Source organism: Leifsonia psychrotolerans (assembly GCF_013410665.1).
GTDB lineage: Bacteria > Actinomycetota > Actinomycetes > Actinomycetales > Microbacteriaceae > Cryobacterium > Cryobacterium psychrotolerans_A.
On record NZ_JACCFM010000001.1, the window covers coordinates 3,250,008 to 3,266,780 of the forward strand.

General features: G+C 67.8%; 16 protein-coding genes. 5 read left to right on the top strand and 11 right to left on the bottom strand.

Annotated features, from left to right (window positions below; translation table 11 throughout):
• Positions 1-241 precede the first annotated feature (241 nt).
• The 5 genes from HNR05_RS14810 to HNR05_RS14830 all read right to left on the bottom strand — a co-directional run bounded on the left by HNR05_RS14810 (position 242) and on the right by HNR05_RS14830 (position 6,029).
• A complete protein-coding gene (locus tag HNR05_RS14810; RefSeq protein ID WP_179579844.1) occupies positions 242-1,024 on the bottom strand; it encodes a response regulator transcription factor in 783 nt (260 codons plus the stop codon).
• Positions 1,021-2,532 carry a sensor histidine kinase gene (locus HNR05_RS14815; RefSeq protein WP_343062615.1) on the bottom strand — a complete coding sequence of 504 codons (1,512 nt, stop codon included), beginning with the start codon at positions 2,530-2,532 and terminating at the stop codon, positions 1,021-1,023. Before HNR05_RS14815 ends, HNR05_RS14810 begins: the two co-directional genes overlap by 4 nt.
• A gap of 24 nt (positions 2,533-2,556) precedes the next feature.
• The gene (locus HNR05_RS14820; RefSeq protein WP_179579845.1) at positions 2,557-3,648 is read right to left on the bottom strand and encodes a carboxypeptidase regulatory-like domain-containing protein; all 1,092 of its coding nucleotides are present in this window, start codon (positions 3,646-3,648) and stop codon (positions 2,557-2,559) included.
• Between the two features lie 199 nt (positions 3,649-3,847).
• A complete protein-coding gene (locus tag HNR05_RS14825; protein ID WP_343062692.1) occupies positions 3,848-4,615 on the bottom strand; it encodes an SDR family NAD(P)-dependent oxidoreductase in 768 nt (255 codons plus the stop codon).
• Position 4,616: 1 nt separating this feature from the next.
• Positions 4,617-6,029, bottom strand: coding sequence for a DUF6421 family protein (locus tag HNR05_RS14830; protein WP_179579846.1), 1,413 nt, complete (start codon positions 6,027-6,029; stop codon positions 4,617-4,619).
• Positions 6,030-6,287: 258 nt separating this feature from the next.
• Between HNR05_RS14830 and HNR05_RS14835 the strand changes: the two genes are divergently transcribed.
• The gene (locus HNR05_RS14835; protein WP_179579847.1) at positions 6,288-6,908 is read left to right on the top strand and encodes a LysE family transporter; all 621 of its coding nucleotides are present in this window, start codon (positions 6,288-6,290) and stop codon (positions 6,906-6,908) included.
• Here HNR05_RS14835 and HNR05_RS14840 read toward each other — a convergent pair.
• Positions 6,905-7,237 carry a hypothetical protein gene (locus tag HNR05_RS14840; RefSeq protein WP_179579848.1) on the bottom strand — a complete coding sequence of 111 codons (333 nt, stop codon included), beginning with the start codon at positions 7,235-7,237 and terminating at the stop codon, positions 6,905-6,907. The two genes, HNR05_RS14835 and HNR05_RS14840, sit on opposite strands and share 4 nt — an antisense overlap.
• Positions 7,238-7,467: 230 nt before the next feature.
• Between HNR05_RS14840 and HNR05_RS18000 the strand changes: the two genes are divergently transcribed.
• Together HNR05_RS18000 and HNR05_RS14850 are read left to right on the top strand one after the other, a co-directional pair.
• A complete protein-coding gene (locus tag HNR05_RS18000; protein WP_179579849.1) occupies positions 7,468-8,796 on the top strand; it encodes a DUF488 family protein, N3 subclade in 1,329 nt (442 codons plus the stop codon).
• A 295-nt stretch (positions 8,797-9,091) separates the two neighbouring features.
• Positions 9,092-9,775, top strand: a complete 684-nt coding sequence (locus tag HNR05_RS14850; protein ID WP_343062616.1) for a uracil-DNA glycosylase — start codon at positions 9,092-9,094, stop codon at positions 9,773-9,775.
• Between the two features lie 74 nt (positions 9,776-9,849).
• Here the strand turns inward: HNR05_RS14850 and HNR05_RS14855 are convergent, their stop codons facing one another.
• Positions 9,850-11,049 carry a methyltransferase gene (locus HNR05_RS14855; RefSeq protein WP_179579850.1) on the bottom strand — a complete coding sequence of 400 codons (1,200 nt, stop codon included), beginning with the start codon at positions 11,047-11,049 and terminating at the stop codon, positions 9,850-9,852.
• Between the two features lie 472 nt (positions 11,050-11,521).
• Between HNR05_RS14855 and HNR05_RS14860 the strand changes: the two genes are divergently transcribed.
• Both HNR05_RS14860 and HNR05_RS14865 read left to right on the top strand, forming a co-directional pair.
• Positions 11,522-12,085, top strand: coding sequence for a hypothetical protein (locus tag HNR05_RS14860; protein ID WP_179579851.1), 564 nt, complete (start codon positions 11,522-11,524; stop codon positions 12,083-12,085).
• A 196-nt stretch (positions 12,086-12,281) separates the two neighbouring features.
• Complete coding sequence (locus tag HNR05_RS14865; RefSeq protein WP_179579852.1) at positions 12,282-12,449, top strand: hypothetical protein; 168 nt, start codon at positions 12,282-12,284, stop codon at positions 12,447-12,449.
• Positions 12,450-12,582: 133 nt separating this feature from the next.
• On the opposite strand, the gene HNR05_RS14870 is transcribed toward HNR05_RS14865, so the two are convergent.
• From HNR05_RS14870 to HNR05_RS14885, 4 genes are all read right to left on the bottom strand, one after another.
• Positions 12,583-13,575 carry an LLM class F420-dependent oxidoreductase gene (locus HNR05_RS14870; RefSeq protein ID WP_179579853.1) on the bottom strand — a complete coding sequence of 331 codons (993 nt, stop codon included), beginning with the start codon at positions 13,573-13,575 and terminating at the stop codon, positions 12,583-12,585.
• Positions 13,576-13,655: 80 nt separating this feature from the next.
• Entirely contained in the window at positions 13,656-14,531 is an 876-nt protein-coding gene (locus tag HNR05_RS14875) for an ABC transporter permease (RefSeq protein ID WP_179579854.1), read from the bottom strand.
• A 179-nt stretch (positions 14,532-14,710) separates the two neighbouring features.
• Positions 14,711-15,754 carry an aliphatic sulfonate ABC transporter substrate-binding protein gene (locus HNR05_RS14880; RefSeq protein WP_179579855.1) on the bottom strand — a complete coding sequence of 348 codons (1,044 nt, stop codon included), beginning with the start codon at positions 15,752-15,754 and terminating at the stop codon, positions 14,711-14,713.
• Between the two features lie 59 nt (positions 15,755-15,813).
• Complete coding sequence (locus HNR05_RS14885; protein ID WP_179579856.1) at positions 15,814-16,716, bottom strand: ABC transporter ATP-binding protein; 903 nt, start codon at positions 16,714-16,716, stop codon at positions 15,814-15,816.
• Positions 16,717-16,773 lie beyond the last annotated feature (57 nt).

The window sequence follows — 16,773 nt, forward strand, 5'->3', positions numbered from 1 at the left end:
ATAGGGTGGGCGGATGCGACTGTCAACCTGGGCGCCGGTGTCGGTCGCGTGGTCGAGTCCGTGCGTCGGGTCTCGACAGGCTCGACCAACGAACCGTTGGTCGAGCCAGACCACGTGGGCCGCCCTGAGATTCGACCATCGTCTGATGTTGCCGGGCTCGATCGACGCACCGTTGGTCGAGCCCGTCGAGACCTCGTGGGCCGCCCTGAGATTCGACCATCGAGTGATCATCGCTAGAAATCTAGGCAGTGGCCCCCGGAGTCACGACACCGTGCTCATAGGCGAAGACGACGGCCTGCACGCGATCGCGCAGGCCGAGTTTCAGCAGCACCTTCGACACGTGAGTCTTGACCGTCGCCTCGCCCAGGTAGAGGCGGCCGGCGATCTCGGCGTTCGCGAGACCGAGCGCGAGCAGGTTGAGCACTTCGGCCTCGCGGTCGGTCAGTTCGGCAAGTGCCTGGGCCGCGGAATCGGCCGGCGCGGAATCGACCGTCGCGACGGACTCAACCGGTGCCGTGTTTGGTGCAGGTGCAGGTGCAGGTGCAGTTGCCGATGCCGGCGCCGCCGGGGGGTGAGGGCCGGCCCCGTGTACGCCGGAGAACTTCTCGATCACGCGCCGCGTCACATCCGGGGCCAGCAGCGCATCGCCGCGCGCGAGCACCTGCACGGCCTCGATCAAGGCCTCGGGAGTCGCGTTCTTCAACAGAAACCCGCTCGCGCCGTGCGCCAGCGCCTCGAAGAGATAGTCCTCGCGGTTGAACGTGGTCAGCACGAGTACCGCCGAACGGATGCCGGAATCCGCGACGATCTCCCGAGTCGCAGTGAGCCCGTCGACGCCGGGCATCTGCACGTCCATGCAGATCACATCAGGGTTGAGGGCGCGGGCCGCATCGATTCCGGCCTGCCCATCGCCGGCCTCACCGACGACCTCGATACCCGGCTCTGACTCGAGGATCGTGCGGAATCCGGCGCGCACGAGTGCCTGGTCGTCCACCAGAAGAACGCGAATGGGCAGGTCGATCATGCACGCTCCAGAGGGGAGGTCTCGGGTGAAGTGTCGGGTGAGGTGTCAAACGGTGAGTCGTCCGGCGAGGGCAGCGCCGGTGTCGGGAAGCGCGCCCGCACAAGGTAGCCGCCGCGCGGGCGGGCGCCGAGCTGGAGCTCCCCGCCGACGGCCGCGACTCGTTCGCGCATGCCGCGCTGACCATGACCCGGTGTCGTTGCCGTTCCCGATGCGACTCCCGCCCCCGAGTGCGCCCCCGCACCTGCCCGCGGGCCCACGCCGTCGTCGGCGACCTCGAGCTCGACGGCATCCGCTTCGTAGCGCAGACGGAGGTCGACCGAGGCCCCGGCCCCGGCGTGCTTGCGCGCGTTTGTGAGAGCCTCCTGGGCGATGCGGTACACGCTGAGGTTGATCGTGCCGGGCACAGGGCGGACGGAGCCGATGACACGCACTGACACGGGCAGACCGGCTTGGCGGCTGGCATCGGCAAGCTGTTCAAGCTGTTCGATGCCGCGCGTGCTCGTGCTCTCACTGGCCACAAAGCGTGTGGTGTCGGCGCTGCCCGTTGCAGCCGTGGTCGCGTCCTCGGAGCGCAAGGCCACCAGCATGGTGCCCAACTCCTCGACGGCACTGCGGGCGCTCTGCTCGATCTGGGCGAGCGTGTGCTCGGCTGCAATCGAATCACGGTTCAGGATGCGCCGCGCCGCGCCGGCCTGCACGCCCATGACCGAGACGTGGTGGGCCACCACATCGTGAAGCTCGCGGGCGATCCGCACCCGTTCGAGGGCGACGGCCTGCGCCGCGACCCGCTCGCGTTCGGCACCGAGTTCGTGCGTGCGGGCGTCGAGGGCTGCGGAGCGGCGCGCGGCCTGCCACGCCGTCTCGCCGAAATAGTACGCGGCGCCGAAGTAGAGAAGGTTGATCAGAACCTGCAAAAGGCCCCACGCGGCATACGGCGAGAAGGCGCCGTCGCGGGAGAGCTCGGGCAGCGTCGTGGCCTGATTGGCCTGAACGAGCAGTGCCCAGAACAGCCAGACGAACATTCCGGCGACGAGAGCGAGGCGCACCCAGCGGGCGAGGGCGCGATTGCGGCCCCACGCTCCGATCGTGTAAATCGCCAGGTAGAGGCAGATATTCGAGAACAACAGATCGACGGCGCCCAGCATGCTGCCCACGCTGAACACGACGGCAACGATGACCGCGACGGCCTCCGGCCAGCGCCGTCGAAAGGCCAGCGGAACGGTGAGGCCCGCGACCCAGAGCGCAACCAGCCAGACGGGCGATTCGTCGTAGAAACCGGCTCCACGCGACAGGCTCACGCTGAGCGCGGTGCCGGCGGCCAGCACGAATGCGGCCCAGGCGTCGGATCGAAAGGCGGATGCGCCGGGCCGGGGCCGGCGCCAGCCTTCGGCGAGTGGATCGGCGAGGTCGGCGGCGACGGTCATGCTTCCACGGTAGCGGGCGTCGCGGCGGCGCGGATCCGTCGCGAGGGGGAGCGCACGCACAAGGGGGCGTGGCCGGTCGGCCACGCCCCCTTCTGGACTGCGGAGTGCTTACGCCGTCGTGCTGTGGCGGCGACGCGCCACCAGCAGGGCGGCACCGAGCAGCAGCACGAGCGCTGCTGTGCCGGCCGGAACGAGTCCGTTGAAGCCGGTTTCGGCGAGCACCGCGGCGATGGTGATGTCGACGCTTGTCGCCGCATCAAAGAACTGACCGGTCACGACCAGCGTGTGGACTCCGGCGCCGAGCGAGCTGAGAACCTCGGCGCTCAACTCGACCTGAACGACCCCATTGATGACGGGGAAGGTGCCGACGATGGTGCCCGACGGGTACAGGTAGACGTCGGCCCAGAGGTCGTCACCGGCGAGTGTCACGTTCGCCGTGTAGTTCTTCGACGGGTTCAACGCGCCGGCCGGCAGTCCGGTTGATTCCTGCGACTGCGAGACGCCTCCGAACTGGGTGAGGAACTCCGCGAGGTCGGCCGCGTTCCCGTCGATCGGGGCCGCTGTGGGCAGCTTGGGCGGTGCGGTGATGAAGTAACCGGTGGAGTGCGAGAATCCGTCCAGGCTCGCGTCGACCTGAACCCAGATGCGCTTTCCCATCATGGCGTCGGTGACAAGGAGAGTGGGGGCATCCGGCACGTCGAGGTCATTAGAGTGGCGGGCGTGAGGGCCCACCGCTCCCCAGGAGTAGTGCAGGGTCGCGCCCGCAGGCCAGCCGGTGGCAACGGCGGTCAGCGTCGCGCCAACGGTGGGAGTGCCGGTCAGGGTGACGGTTCCGGCGGCCAGTTGCGGCAGGAGTACGAGCTGCACGGGATCCATCGACACGTTGGCGTCGAGAACGGTGACGCTCTGCACCTGGGGAGCAAAGTCGGTCGCCGAGAAGGTGACGTCGTAGGTGCCGTTGGCCACGTCAGCGATGACGAATTCTCCGTTGACGTCCGTCGTGGCGGTGTGGGTCGCGTCGATGCTGACGGAGATGCCGTAGGGACCGTAGCCACTCGTCCGGTAGGCGTTGCCAGAAACCGTGTAAGTGAGAGGCATTGCCTGTGCGGGGGCGGCCACGAGGGTGATCCCCCCGACGAGGGCCAGGCCGAGAACGAGCGCGGTCGCTCGGCGCACACGGGAGAGAGGGGATTGTGTCACGTGCTGTGTTCCTTACGTCAGAGTGTGAGTGTGATCGCGCGGAGAATCGACACGACAGTGCGACCACGTGTCGTAACGTAGGAAAGTTGTCCCCCGTTGGCTCCGTGGCGAGCCTACTGGTCGAACGGCGCGATCGAAGAAGCACGCCCCGAAATGGGGGTGACGAAAGCTCACCGAAAGCTCAGTTCCGACGGGCGTGCTACGCGCCGAGGCGCACCCGAGTGTTGTTCACGGATGCCGCATCCGCGTCCCACAGACCCACGACGTTCTCGGCGAGTTCGGTTTCGAGCCCCTCCAACGAGCGCACCACGAAGATCACGGCCGCCGCACTCGATGGCGGGGCAGTCGAGTCAGTGGCAGCGGTCGCGGCGGCCTTCGCGAAGCCCTGGCCAACGGCGCGGGTCCAGGTCTCGGCGGCGGCCTTCGCCGACGCGTAGTTGGCCCCGCCCGGCGCCGGCTTGTCGACAGCCGTCGCCGAGACGATGGCGAGTCGCCCGGCCGGAGAGGCCAGCAGATCGGCGTTGAACGCACGCGTCGTGTTGCGCAGTGTCGTCACCACGTTGCGGTGCAGAAAATCCCAGTCGTCATCGCTTTGCCCGGCCAGGCCCCCGCCACCACGCCAGCCGCCGACCAGATGGATGAGGCCGTCAATGGGGCCGAAGCCGAGTGCGGCGCCGTCGCGGGAGGTGCCGTGGTGGCCGGTCTCGGCCCGCAACGACGCGGCCAGAGCCGTGACGGCGGGCCAAGAGGACAAATCGCAGACGCGGGTGATGGCATCCGGAACCTGAGCCGTGAGCGCGTCGAGGCGTGCAGCGTTCGAGCCGACGGCGATGACATGCGCCCCTGCCGCCGTCAAGGCGGAGGCCACGGCGATGCCAGCCGCGCTGGTCGCCCCGGCGATGAGCACGGTGTGCCCAGCGACGGCGCGACCAACGTCAGCAGGGTCGGCCTCAGCGGAGGAGGAAATGTCAGTCACGAGCGGTGATTCCGATTGTCGACTCGATGACGGGCTTCATCTTCTTGTCGAGGGCTTCGAAGAACATCGACAGCGGGAACTCGTCGTCCAGCACCAGGTCGGTGTAGCCCTTGGGGGGCCCGGCAAGCACGTCGTCGGGAAGCCCGCGCGCCCAGACCGAGGCTGGGTTCGGCGTCAGCGTCTCGGTGAGCATCTCGTACGCGGCCAGCCAGTGCGCCTTCTTGGGGCGGTCGATCGAACGCCAGTACAGCTCGTCGATCTTCGCGCCCAGAGCCACGACCACGTCCGGAACGGCATCCCAGTCGAAGGTGAGCTTGGTGTCGGTCCAGTGCAACACGTGGTGTTGGTGCATCCAGGCGAACAGCAGTTGCCCGCCGAGGCCGTCATAGTTGCGCACCCGGCTGCCGGTGATCGAGAACCTGAAAATGCGGTCAAAGATCACGCCGTACTGCACGAGCTTGGCGTGCTTACGCGCTTCGGGGCTCGCCTTCTCGTCGCGCTCAATCTGCACGGATTCGCGGAACGCCGTCAGGTCGCACCGCAGTTCCTCGAGTGAATAGAGGAAGAACGGCATGCGCTGCTTGATCATGAACGGGTCGAACGGCAGGTCGCCGCGCATGTGCGTGCGGTCGTGGATGAGGTCCCACATGACGAACATTTCCTCGGTAAGGCGCTGATCGTCGAGCAGGGCCGCGGCGTCCTCCGGCAGTTCCAACCGGGTGATCTCGGCGGCCGCGCGCACGACCCGACGGTACCGGGCGGCCTCGCGGTCCTGAAAAATCGCACCCCAGGTGAAGGTGGGAATCTCGCGCATCGCAACCGTTTCAGGGAACAGCACGGCCGAGTTGGTGTCGTAGCCGGCCGTGAAGTCAACAAAACGAATCGGCACGAACAGTCCGTTCGTGTATTGCTCTTCGAGTTCGGCGATGAATTCCGGCCAGATGACCTCGACGAGCACGGCTTCGACGAACCGATTCGTGCTGCCGTTCTGCGTGTACATCGGGAAGACGACGAGGTGACGGATGCCGTCGGCACGGTGCTGCTGCGGCTGGAAGGCCATCAGCGAGTCGAAGAAGTCCGGCACGCCGAAGCTGCCGTTTTCACCCGTGCCGCTCGCCCAGCGGTCGAAGTCGACCACGAGAGCGGCCAGGTAGCCGGCATCGTGCGGGAACAGCGGGGCAAGCTCGGTGATGGCACTGGTGAGAGCGGCGACGTGAGCCGTCGCGGCGGCGTGCTCGGAGGCATCCGGAATCGAACCGTCCTGCGCCTGCACGAGTTGCAGTGCGGTGGCGGCGGCCTTGAGGCGCAGCCAGGCGGGGTGGGTTTCGACGCCGAGGGAGAGGGCGCGGGCATCCTCGACAACCTCGGGCTCACCGACCAGTGTTTCTGCAACAAAATTCGACATGGGAACCTCCCGTCCTCGTGGATAGGCCGCGACGTAGGCGTGCGACGACAGCGGCGAGTGTGGCGCGAGTATGCGCCATCTCCCAGCGTATCCGCGTAATGGCTGCATTTTTTTGTGCCCGAGCGCAGTAAAGCTGCGTCCATGGCGGTTTCGCGTCGTTTCGCTCTGTCGGATCGCCGGCTCCGCGCTGGATCGAACCTCGGGGCTGTGTCGGCCGGCCCGCGCCTCACCCCGCACACGCCCCGTATGCTGGCCTCCGTGCAATTCTCACTCTGGCTGGCCCTGCTGGGCGCGGGCACGCTGATTAGCTTCACGCCCGGTGCCGGAGCCATCAACACCATGAGCAACGCCCTGAACTCGGGCTTTCGCCGCTCGATCTGGGGAATCCTGGGTCAGCAAGCCGCGCTGATCATCCACATCCTTATTGTCGCGCTCGGTGTCGGTGTGCTGGTGGCCAGCTCGCCCGTCGCGTTCACCGTGATCCGGTATGCCGGGGCGGCGTATCTGGTCTACCTCGGCATCCGGCAGTTCATGAGCAAGCCGCAGGTCGACGAGGGTGCCGAGTCGCTCGGCACGGAGTCAGCGTGGTCGATGTTTCGTCGCGGAATGTGGGTGAATCTGCTGAACCCCAAGGCGATTGTGTTCTTTTTGGCTTTCCTGCCTCAGTTTATTCGACTCGATCAGCCGCTGATCGGGCAATATGTCATCGTGGCCGTCACGGTCATCGTCATTGACATTCTCGTGATGTGGTTCTTCTTCGCCGCGACCGCGCGCTCGTTCCACCGCTTCACCCGCGACGCCCGGGGGCAGCGGGTGCTGAATCGAGTCTTCGGCGTGTTGTTCGTCGCGGTCGGTGGGCTGCTCGCGTTCATCCACTAGCGCTGGTGGGGGGCCCGGCGTGGGGGCCTGCGCCCTCGGGTGCTGCGCGCACCTTCGTCCGCTGCGCGCACGGTAGACCGTGCGCCCACCGCCAGACCCTGCGCCGCCGCACCCTGCGCCGCCGCACCCTGCGCCGCCGCACCCTGCGCCGCCGCACCCTGCGCCGCCGCACCCTGCGCCGCCGCACCCTGCGCCGCCGCACCCTGCGCCGCCAGACCCTGCGCCGCCGCATGCTGCGCGCACCTTAGTCCGCTGCGCGCACGGTAGACCGTGCGCCCACCGCAAGACCCTGCGCCGCCGCACCCTGCGCCGCCAGACCCTGCGCCCACCGCCAGACCCTGCGCCGCCGCACCCTGCGCCGCCAGACCCTGCGCCGCCGCATGCTGCGCGCACCTTAGTCCGCTGCGCGCACGGTAGACCGTGCGCCCACCGCCGCACCCTGCGCCGCCGCACCCTGCGCGGCCAGACCCTCCGCCGCCACAGTCGGCATCCGCGCCGAGGGCTGCGAGAATCAGTGCACGCCGGGCGACAGCGGCGCCGCTCTCGAAAAGGAACCGTGATGGTCACAGTGGCTCAGACGCCGGAGGCCGTGCGGCCACAATCGCCGACCGCAGCACTCGTGCAGGCGGCGCTCGCCGTGCTCGCCGACCCGGCCCGAGCCCGATCGAGCCAGGGGTTCTTCAAGACCGGCCCCGGCGATTACGGCGAGGGCGACGTCTTCCTGGGCGTGACGGTTCCGCAGCAACGCCGTGTGGCACGGGCCCATGCCGCACTCCCGCAGAGCGAACTCGACCTGCTGCTCGACAGCGGCGTGCACGAGCATCGCCTCACGGGTGTGCTCATTGCGACGGAGCAGTTCACGACGGCGAGTTCGACGCGCGGCCTCGACGAGGCGAGGCGCGGCGAGATCGCCGAGTGGTACCTGGAAACGGTGCGGCGCGGGCGAGTGAACAACTGGGACATTGTCGACAGCTCGGCCCCGGGCATCCTGGGCGGCTGGCTTTTCGACAGGCCGCGCGACGTATTGTTCGAATTGGCCGCCAGCGACAACGTGTGGGAACGCCGGGTCGCCATGATCAGCACTCAGGGTTTCGTCAGGCGCGCAGACGCGTCGACCACGCTCGAGCTGGCGGCGCTGCTGCGTGATGACCCACACGACCTCATCCAGAAAGCCGTGGGCTGGATGCTGCGCGAGGTCGGCAAACGGGTCGACCGCGAGTTGCTTCTCGCGTTCCTTGACGAGCATGCAACGCGGATGCCGCGCACCGCGCTGAGCTCAGCCACCGAGCATCTCGCGCCGGAGCTGCGCGCCGTGTATCGGATGCGTGAGGAAGCGCAGTCAGAACGGGTCGGACGTGGCTCCCGCAATGACTCACCGCGGCGAGAAACCATGGTTCGGGCAGACGGCCCCGGTCGGTCGATCGGGCTGCAAGTACTGTCTGTCGTTCGGGCTGCGGTGCTTGCCCGGGTGCGATGGCCTGAGCAGAATGGCACGAGGGGTACCGATCGCGGAGGAACCATGAGTACAGAGCCACATTTCACGGTGCGGGTGGCCCGAGCGTATGACGAGCCGACGCCGAGCGATGGCACGAGGGTGCTGGTAGACCGCCTGTGGCCGCGCGGGGTGAAGAAGGAGTCGGCGCATTTCGACGAGTGGTGCAAAGAGGTTGCGCCGTCGAGCGAATTGCGCACCTGGTACGGCCACGATCCTGAGTTGTTCGCCGAGTTCCGCCGCCGCTACCGGGCTGAACTTCGGCAGCCCGAGCGGGCGGCGATCGTCGAACATCTGCGCGAGTTGGCCCGGCACGGCACCCTCACGTTGATCACGGCTTCGAAGGCTGCAGACATCAGCGATGCCACGGTCATTGCCGAGCTGCTCGCTCAGTGACAGCAGTCGCTGATGCAGGCTGTTTGGAACCTGAGCGCCGCGTCGGTGTGCTCCCCGGACTCGGTGCCTGGAGCATCCGCCCGCGTGTGGCACTCACCCAGCGGGACGCCGGAAAGACCGAATCCGAGACCAGAGAAGGAGGCGTGTGTTGAGGGTAGATGCTCGCGGGGAGGCTGTGCACAGGTCTGCTGCGCGCGCGGACGCGGTGACGGGGGCCGCTGATCACCGCGCCGCTGTAGCTGCGACCGCTGTACCTGCGACCTCTGTACCTGCGACCGCTATACCTGCGACCGCTGTGCCGCGTGCGCTGGGGTCAGCGGATGCGATCGCCGCGTTCGTCGCGCGGCTGGCCGCCGTGCCGGTGCGTGCGAACGCGGTCAATCAGTTCGATGAGACGCGCCCTGAGAACGCCGTGCGGCGGCGCAATCTCGAGCTGTACCTCTTGGAAATGGCCCACCGCGCACCGAGGGTGCTGCTGGTGGGCGAGGCGCCCAGTTATCGGGGAATGCGGATCACCGGGGTGCCATTCACGAACCGCGTGCTGCTGCAGAACGGGGTGTCTGCATTCGGGCTGCTCGGGCCGGGCAAAGGGTATGTCGAACCGCCCGACTTTCCGCGGGTTGCCCTCGAGCCCACCGCGAGCGTGCTCTGGCAGGTGCTCGCCGAGCTGGGCTTTCTTCCGCTGCTCTGGAGTGCATTTCCGTTGCATCCGTTTCGCGCCGGCAACCCGCTCACGAACCGCCTGCCGGCGAGTGCCGAGATCGCGGTCGGTCGACCGCTCTGGCAAGAATTGGCGGAGCTGTTTTCGATCACCCGAGTGGTCGCGGTCGGCAACGTGGGCTACCGCAGCGTCGTCACGGTGTATCCGGAGGTCGTGAAGGTGCGGCATCCGTCTCACGGGGGCAAGGTCGCCTTCCGGAACGGCCTGGCCGACCTGTTGGCCGCCGGAATCGACGATGTGGCGGTTGATTCACGGTGAGGTCGCGCAGATGACCCTTCCTGGGACTCGGGAAGGGTCATCTGCGCGACCTCACACGGACGTGGGTGAGCGTTCTACGCGGTGGCGAGCCGCCAGAGTGAGGTAACCTCGGCGGCCCGGGCCGCATAGAGCGGGTCGGAGCGGTCGGTGGCCCGCGGATGCGTCGGGCGCGTGTCGAGGCGAGCAACGACGATGAGCCCCGCGGCGTCGATCAGGTCGAGCAGTTCGCCGCGGGAGCGCAGGCCGAGCCGCTCGGCGATGTCGGAGATGATCAGCCAGCCCTCGCCGCCGGGGTTCAGGTGAGCGGCCAGCCCGGTGAGGAAGCCGCGCAGCATCCGGCTGTCGGGATCGTAGACGGCGTGGTCGGTCGAGGTGGTGGCCTCGGCCGGAATCCACGGCGGGTTGCAGACGATGAGGTCTGCGGTGCCCTCGGCAAACAGATCCGCACGCACGATGTCCACGCGATCGCTCAGGCCGAGACGCGTGATGTTGTCGGTGGCGCAGGCCAGTGCTCGGTCATCGAGGTCGGTGCCCTGCACCCGGGTGACGCCGCGGGTCGCGAGGATCGCGGACAGAACGCCCGTTCCGACGCCGATGTCGAACGCGATGCCGCCGGCGTCGGTCGCTGCGCCCGGCAATGGAGCCTGGGCGACGAGGTCGAGGTATTCGCCGCGGATGGGAGAGAAGACCCCGTAGTGCGGGTGAATGCGGGCGCCGAGCGCCGGGACCGGCACGCCCTGCTCGCGCCACTCGTGCGCGCCGATCACGCCGACGAGTTCGCGCAGCGAGATCAGCGAGTCCACCGTGTCCCGTGAGTCCACCGTGTCCACCGCGGATTCGGCCGCCGCCGCGCCACGCACTGCACCGAACGCTTCGACGCAGGCAGTGCGCACATCGGGAGCCCGACGCAGCGGCACCGCGAAGTCGGCGTCAAGCGGCACGAGAAGCAGGCCGAGGAGGCGGGCGCGGGTGGCGGCATCCGTGCGGTGGGTGCGAAATGCCTGGGTCAGGTCGGTGTGCCGCGGCTTCTGACGCTTATCGATGCGGGCGCCGAGCGCCGACAGCAGCTGGCGGGCGTTGTTGAAATCGCCGCGCCAGAGCAGTGCGGTGCCGGATGCCGCGTGCCGGTAGGCCGCATCGGCCGTCGTTGTGTCGTCGGCGATCACAATGCGGGTCGGCGCGGGCCAGCCGCCGTCGGAACGCCAGAGCGCGCTCTGCGCTTCACCGTTTTCGACCCAGCTGACGCGTGCGGCCGGGGGCGAGGTGCGGGGCATGCGGCCAGTTTCTGTGACACGACACGGCTGGGCAAAACCGCCCTCGGCTCGTGCACGGAGGGTGGTGCGGAGCGATCCGCTGACGCGTCCCAGTATCGCAGGCCGCCCTGCTCGCTCGCCCGCGCTCGCCCGCGTTCGCCCGCGTTCGCCCGCGTTCGCCCGCGTTCGCCGCGTTCGCGTCACACAGCCCGCGAGAGTGCAGTTGTTGTTGCTTCAGCGCGCTCAGAACCCCAACAACTGCACTCTCGCGAACGGCGGAGGGGAAACCGGGCGGCCGTTGGAAACACGTCAGGACTGGCCGGGAATCCGCACAGGTTTCGTGAGGATCCGTCCGGCGCCTCGGGTGAGGGCGTAGAAATCTTGGTATGTCTCCGAAACGTCACCGCACGAATGACCGGCCCAGCGACCGGCCGAATGACCGGCCCCGCGACCGGCCCAACGGATGCCCCGCCACGGCCGCACGGTTGTCACGATGACCCTTACCCATATTCTTCCGACGCTGCGGCGCAGCATCCCCGACCCAATCGACCTCGATCTGTGGCCGGAGTTGACCCGAGCCAGCACCACCGACATCACGGTGTCGGGAATCTCGCTGATGCATGTTGTGGACCTGTGCGGCACTCCGTGCGTGCACACGGCCGCGGCCGTGATTCCGGGAACGCGGGGGCGTCCGTCGGCGACGGAACGGGCAACGGCTGTCGTCGTGGGGGTGAAGTCCGTCGAGCGGACAACCGACGGGACGCTGCGGATCCGCATCGACGCGACTCTCGGAGCCGGTGTCGTGCTGTCGGAGGCGCGCCTGATCGGGCGTGCATCGACGGCGCGGGTCGCGCCGGCACGTCTGATGGAGGGGGCGGCAGGCGACGTGGCGCTCCCGCACGGCGTGCCGTCCGATCTGGTCGCGGGGGACCTGGTGGCGCTCCCGTTTCGGGGTGCCGTGACGCTCGGCGCGGTGCGGCCGTTCACCGCGCCCGACCACGTGCCGACGTCAACCGGCTGGCTGCTCGACGAACGCCGCCTAGCGCTGCTCGAGTAGTGGGCAGCCCCTGACCGGCCTGACCGGCCTGACCGGTGAGGTGGCGAGACTCTCCGAGTTTTACGATTGCGGGCGAATTCGAAGGATGCCGGCTCGAGAATCGACGGGCGCGTGCAGGTGTGGATTCAGGCGGCGTGTACCGTGCCGGCCGGCATTTCACGGGGGGAAGGATCCGCCTGAACGTGACCAGCTCGTCGTGGGCACTGAAGATGCGCATGAAGACATCGTCGGCCTCCCAGACGTCATCGATCTGTCCGATGAGGCGGGGCATTGTGTCACCCAGGGTGGTGTAGCGCAGCCGCCTCAGATCTGGACCCTCGACGATGGTGTGCTGGTCGGTGTCGTTTGCGTAGTCGTCACGTGACATCGTTCCCTTTGAGGCTCGGGATTCGACGCGGAAATCTGACGCTCTGCACCATCGCGCTGAAAACTGCTCCAACATCGAGAACTCGGTGAGAAGCCTGCGGATGCCGCCCCGCGAGCATCCGGTGCCGTGCCTACGCGAGTGCCGGCATGACCTCGCGCTCAAACAGTTCAATGCTCGAGCGGTCGTAGGCAGCCTCGGGGAAGTAGTGGATCGCATAGCCCAGGCCGAGCTTCTGCATGGCCGTCAAACGCTCGACGACCTGCTCGGGCGTGCCCACGCCGAGAGCATCGCCGCTGCGGTACTCGGCCACGAACGCGGCGGCCCCGTTGACTCCGAGATACGGGGATACACGCGCTTCGATCGCATCGATGCGGTCGGATACCTCGGACTCGGTCGCTGCAACGATGGTGTTGAAGTTGCTCGACCGGGTGATCGCCGCAAAGCTGGTGCCCTCGCGCTCACAGTGTTCGCGCAGCAGCTCGCTCTTGTGGGCGAACTCCTCGGGTGTTCCGCCGAAGTTCGTGTAGTTCGCGTACTTCGCTGCGATACGCAGCGTGACCTTCTCTCCCCCGCCCGCGATCCACAGCGGGATGCCGCCCTCTTGCAGCGGAAGCGGCCGCACGATGGCGCCATCCACCTTGTAGTGCTCACCGTTGAGGGTGGCGCTGCCGGTCGTCCAAGCCTGCTTCATGATCTGCACGCCCTCGTTGAGGCGGGCGAGGCGCTCGCCGACGCGCGGGAAACCGTAGCCGTAGGCCTTCCACTCGTGCTCGTACCAGCCGGCTCCAATGCCCATCTCGATGCGACCGCCTGAAATGAGGTCGGCCGTCGCGGCGACCTTCGCCAGATAGACCGGATTGCGGTAACTCATGCAGCTGCACATCTGGCCGAGCCGTACGCGCGTTGTCGTGGCGGCGAAGGCGGCCATGAGGGTCCAGGCTTCGTGGGTCGCTTCTTCGGTGGGAACCGGAACGGTGTGGAAGTGGTCGTAGACCCAGATCGATTCCCAGGCGCCGGCATCCGCATGCGCAGCCAGGCTGCTCATGGCAGCCCATTGCTCGGCCGGATCGATGCCAACGAGGTCGTGCCGCCAGCCTTGGGGTACAAAGAGTCCGAATCGCATGCACACAGCCTAGGGTCCCGGCGCCTCAGGGTAGGGACTTCTCAGCACGCCCAGCGGGTCGGGTGAGCGGACGACGGGCGTCACGCCCAGCGGCGAGTCGCCCAGCGCTCGAGGATGCCGACGAGGGCATCCGTCAGCTTGCCGAGCACGGCAAGCAGAATGATGGCCAACAGGATGCGGTCGATGCGCCCGTTCCCGCCCGATTCCGAGAGCAGGAAGCCGAGCCCCATCGACGCGGCGAGCAGTTCGGCGGCAACGAGGAACAGCCACGATTGCGCGAGAGCCAGTCGTAGCCCCGAGATGACCGTCGGGACAGCGGCCGGCAGCTGCACGGTGAGGAAGAGTTGCACCCCGCTGAGACCGAACGCGCGGCCGGCCTCGACGAGCTGCGCGTCGACGTGGCGGAGCGCCTGCGCGACCGTCGTGTAGACGGGAAAGAACGCGCCGATCGCGATGAGGGTGAGTTTGGAGTCCTCTTGGATTCCGAGCCAGAGCAGCAGCAGGGGCACCCAGGCCAGCGAGGGCACGGCTCGGATCGCGCCGAGAGTGGGGCCGAGCAGGATGTCGGCGGCCCGCGAGAGGCCGACGAAGGCGCCGACGACGAGTCCGAGGCTGGCGCCGATGGCAAACCCGATGAGTACGCGTTGCGTCGAGATCGCCACATAGAGGGTGAGCAGCCCGCGGTCGAAGAGGTCGACGCCCGCCTCCCACACCATGACCGGTGAGGGCAGCTGGGATGTGTTGATGAGTCCGGTTGTGGTACCGATCTGCCAGACCGCGAAGATCAGTGCGGGCAGCAGCAGGCCGCCGAGTACGACGGCCCAGCGGCGGGCGCCGAAGCGCGCGGAGGAGCCGAGCCCGTAGCCCCGGGCGGCCGGGCCCCGGGCAGCCGGGCCTCTGCCGAACGGGTGGCTAGCGGCCGGGCCACCCGGCCCGCTGGTGGCGGTGTCAATCATCGGTTGTGGTCCTGTTCAACGAGTGTCGGGTTGCGGGAGGAGAGGTCGCGCCCGACCTGCTCCCACAACTCCTGCATTTCCTTCGCCCCAGTGGCGTGATCCGCCGAAAGACGGGCCGCACCGAAATCGGCACTGAGAAATTGCAGGAGTTGTGAACGGGATGCCGGCGCGACGCGAGGCTATTTGATCGCCGAGGCGTCGGCCTTCGTCGCAAACGTCGGGTTCAGCAGGGTGGCGAGGGCGTCGTTGATCTTGCCCTGGTTGGGTACGTCGCCGGTGGCGACGAAGGTCGGGCCGATCTTCGTGAGTACCTTCAGCTGCGCGTCACCGGGAACGTTGTCAATGTCGAGGTTCGTGCGCTCGGCAATCACCGTGGTGGCCACGGCGAGGTCAAGTCCCGCGACATCGGAGAGGATCTGGGCGGTCTTCTCCGGGTTGGCCAACGCCCAGACCCGAGCGTGCTCGTAGGCGTTGACGACGGTCTGGGCGACATCCGGCTTCGCGGTCAGGAACGACTCAGTCGCGTTCAGGAAGCCGTAGCTGTTGAAGTCGACGTTGCGGTAGATGAGCTGGGCACCGGCCTGCTCGGCGCCGGCCATAATCGGGTCGAGCCCGGCCCAGGCGTCGACCGCGCCGCTCTGCAGAGCAGCCCAGCCGTCGGCGTGCTGCAGATTCTCGACGACGATGTCCTCAGGCGTGAGGCCCTCAGCCTCGAGAGCCTGCAGCAGGAAGAAGTACGGGTCGGTGCCCTTGGTGGCAGCGACATGCGTGCCCTTGAGGTCGGCAACCGACGTGATCGGTGAGCCGTCGGCAACCACGATCGCAGACCACTCCGGCTGGGAGTAGATGTCGATCGTCTGGATGGGCGAGCCGTTCGAGCGGGCCAGCAGCGCGGCTGAGCCGGCCGTCGAGCCCACGTCGATGGCGCCGGCGCGCAGGGCCTCGTTGGCCTTGTTTGAGCCGGCCGACTGCACCCAATTGACCGTCACATCTTGGCTCGCGAGGGCATCCTCGAGCCAGCCCTGATCCTTGATGACCAGGCTGAGCGGATTGTAGGTGGCGAAGTCGATGGTGAGGGTTCCACCCTGGATGACGGCACCCGCGGAGCCCTTCGATTTGGCTTGGGCGGGCTGATTCTCACCGGCAACACAGCCGCTGAGCAGCAGGCTGGCAGCCGCGGCGGCAGCGATCAAGGCAGAGGTGGTCACGCGTCGTGTGGTCATGGAGTTCTCTCGGCTAGGGCGGGTGATGGATACTGTGGTGCTTAAAAACGGATCCCGCGTCAGGGGAATCTCGAGGCGGCACCGCGGTGCCGGTCGACGCCGAGGCCGGCGAGTAGCTCGGCCCGCAGCTCGGCGAGTTCGGCCGAACCGCGGTCGCGGGGGCGTGCGCCCGGCACGACGATCTCGTGTCGGATGCCGGCGGAGCGCTCACCGTCTGAGCGGCCGAGCAGAATGATGCGGTCCGCCAGCTGCAGGGCTTCATCGACGTCGTGCGTGACGAGTAGCACCGTTGTCGGCGCGGCCTGGTGAACGTCGAGCAGCAGATCCTGCATCTTGAGGCGGGTCAGAGCGTCGAGGGCGCCGAACGGCTCGTCGAGGAGCAGCACGCCGGGGTTTCGCGCGAGCGCGCGTGCGAGCGAGGCGCGCTGCGCCATGCCGCCGGAGACTTCCCGCGGGCGGTGCTGGGCGAAGGCGGTCAAGCCGACGAGCTCGAGAAGTTCACGGACGTGAGCCCGCCCGGACGCGCGCGGGGTGCCTCGCGGCAGTCCGAGGGCCACGTTGGCGGCGAGGGTGCGCCACGGCAGCAGGCGTGGCTCCTGAAAACCCACGGCGCAGCGCGGGTCGATTCCGCGAACGGAGGTTCCGTCGATCGTGACAGTGCCGGAGGAGGGTGTGTCGAGGCCTCCAGCGATGCGCAGGAGCGTCGACTTTCCGCATCCGCTCGTGCCAAGAATCGCGAGAATCTCTCCGGCCGGTACCGTGAGCGACACATCGCCCAGTACGGCACGTGGGCCAGCGGATGCGCCGCGTGCGCCGTCGGTGCCGAAAACCCGGCCGATGCCGTCGAAAGTAACACTGAACGACGAGTTTTCTCGCGGTGCGACGGGAGGAACGGAAGGAGAATCCGCCCTCACTTCCGCGCGCTGGTCGACGCGGGGGAGGGTTGCGGTTACGCTCGGCATCGTTCAACTCCGTCTCTCGTCTCGGTGGAATTTCCTCGACGTTATCGACTTGCCCGT

Bases quoted from the DNA above. Each gene is read 5' to 3' on its own strand.
- HNR05_RS14810 (WP_179579844.1), bottom strand. From the start codon at position 1,024: ATGATCGACCTGCCCATTCGCGTTCTTCTGGTGGACGACCAGGCACTC.
- HNR05_RS14830 (WP_179579846.1), bottom strand. From the start codon at position 6,029: ATGTCGAATTTTGTTGCAGAAACACTGGTCGGTGAGCCCGAGGTTGTC.
- HNR05_RS18000 (WP_179579849.1), top strand. From the start codon at position 7,468: ATGGTCACAGTGGCTCAGACGCCGGAGGCCGTGCGGCCACAATCGCCG.
- HNR05_RS14855 (WP_179579850.1), bottom strand. From the start codon at position 11,049: ATGCCCCGCACCTCGCCCCCGGCCGCACGCGTCAGCTGGGTCGAAAAC.
- HNR05_RS14860 (WP_179579851.1), top strand. From the start codon at position 11,522: ATGACCCTTACCCATATTCTTCCGACGCTGCGGCGCAGCATCCCCGAC.
- HNR05_RS14870 (WP_179579853.1), bottom strand. From the start codon at position 13,575: ATGCGATTCGGACTCTTTGTACCCCAAGGCTGGCGGCACGACCTCGTT.
- HNR05_RS14875 (WP_179579854.1), bottom strand. From the start codon at position 14,531: ATGATTGACACCGCCACCAGCGGGCCGGGTGGCCCGGCCGCTAGCCAC.
- HNR05_RS14880 (WP_179579855.1), bottom strand. From the start codon at position 15,754: ATGACCACACGACGCGTGACCACCTCTGCCTTGATCGCTGCCGCCGCG.
- HNR05_RS14885 (WP_179579856.1), bottom strand. From the start codon at position 16,716: ATGCCGAGCGTAACCGCAACCCTCCCCCGCGTCGACCAGCGCGCGGAA.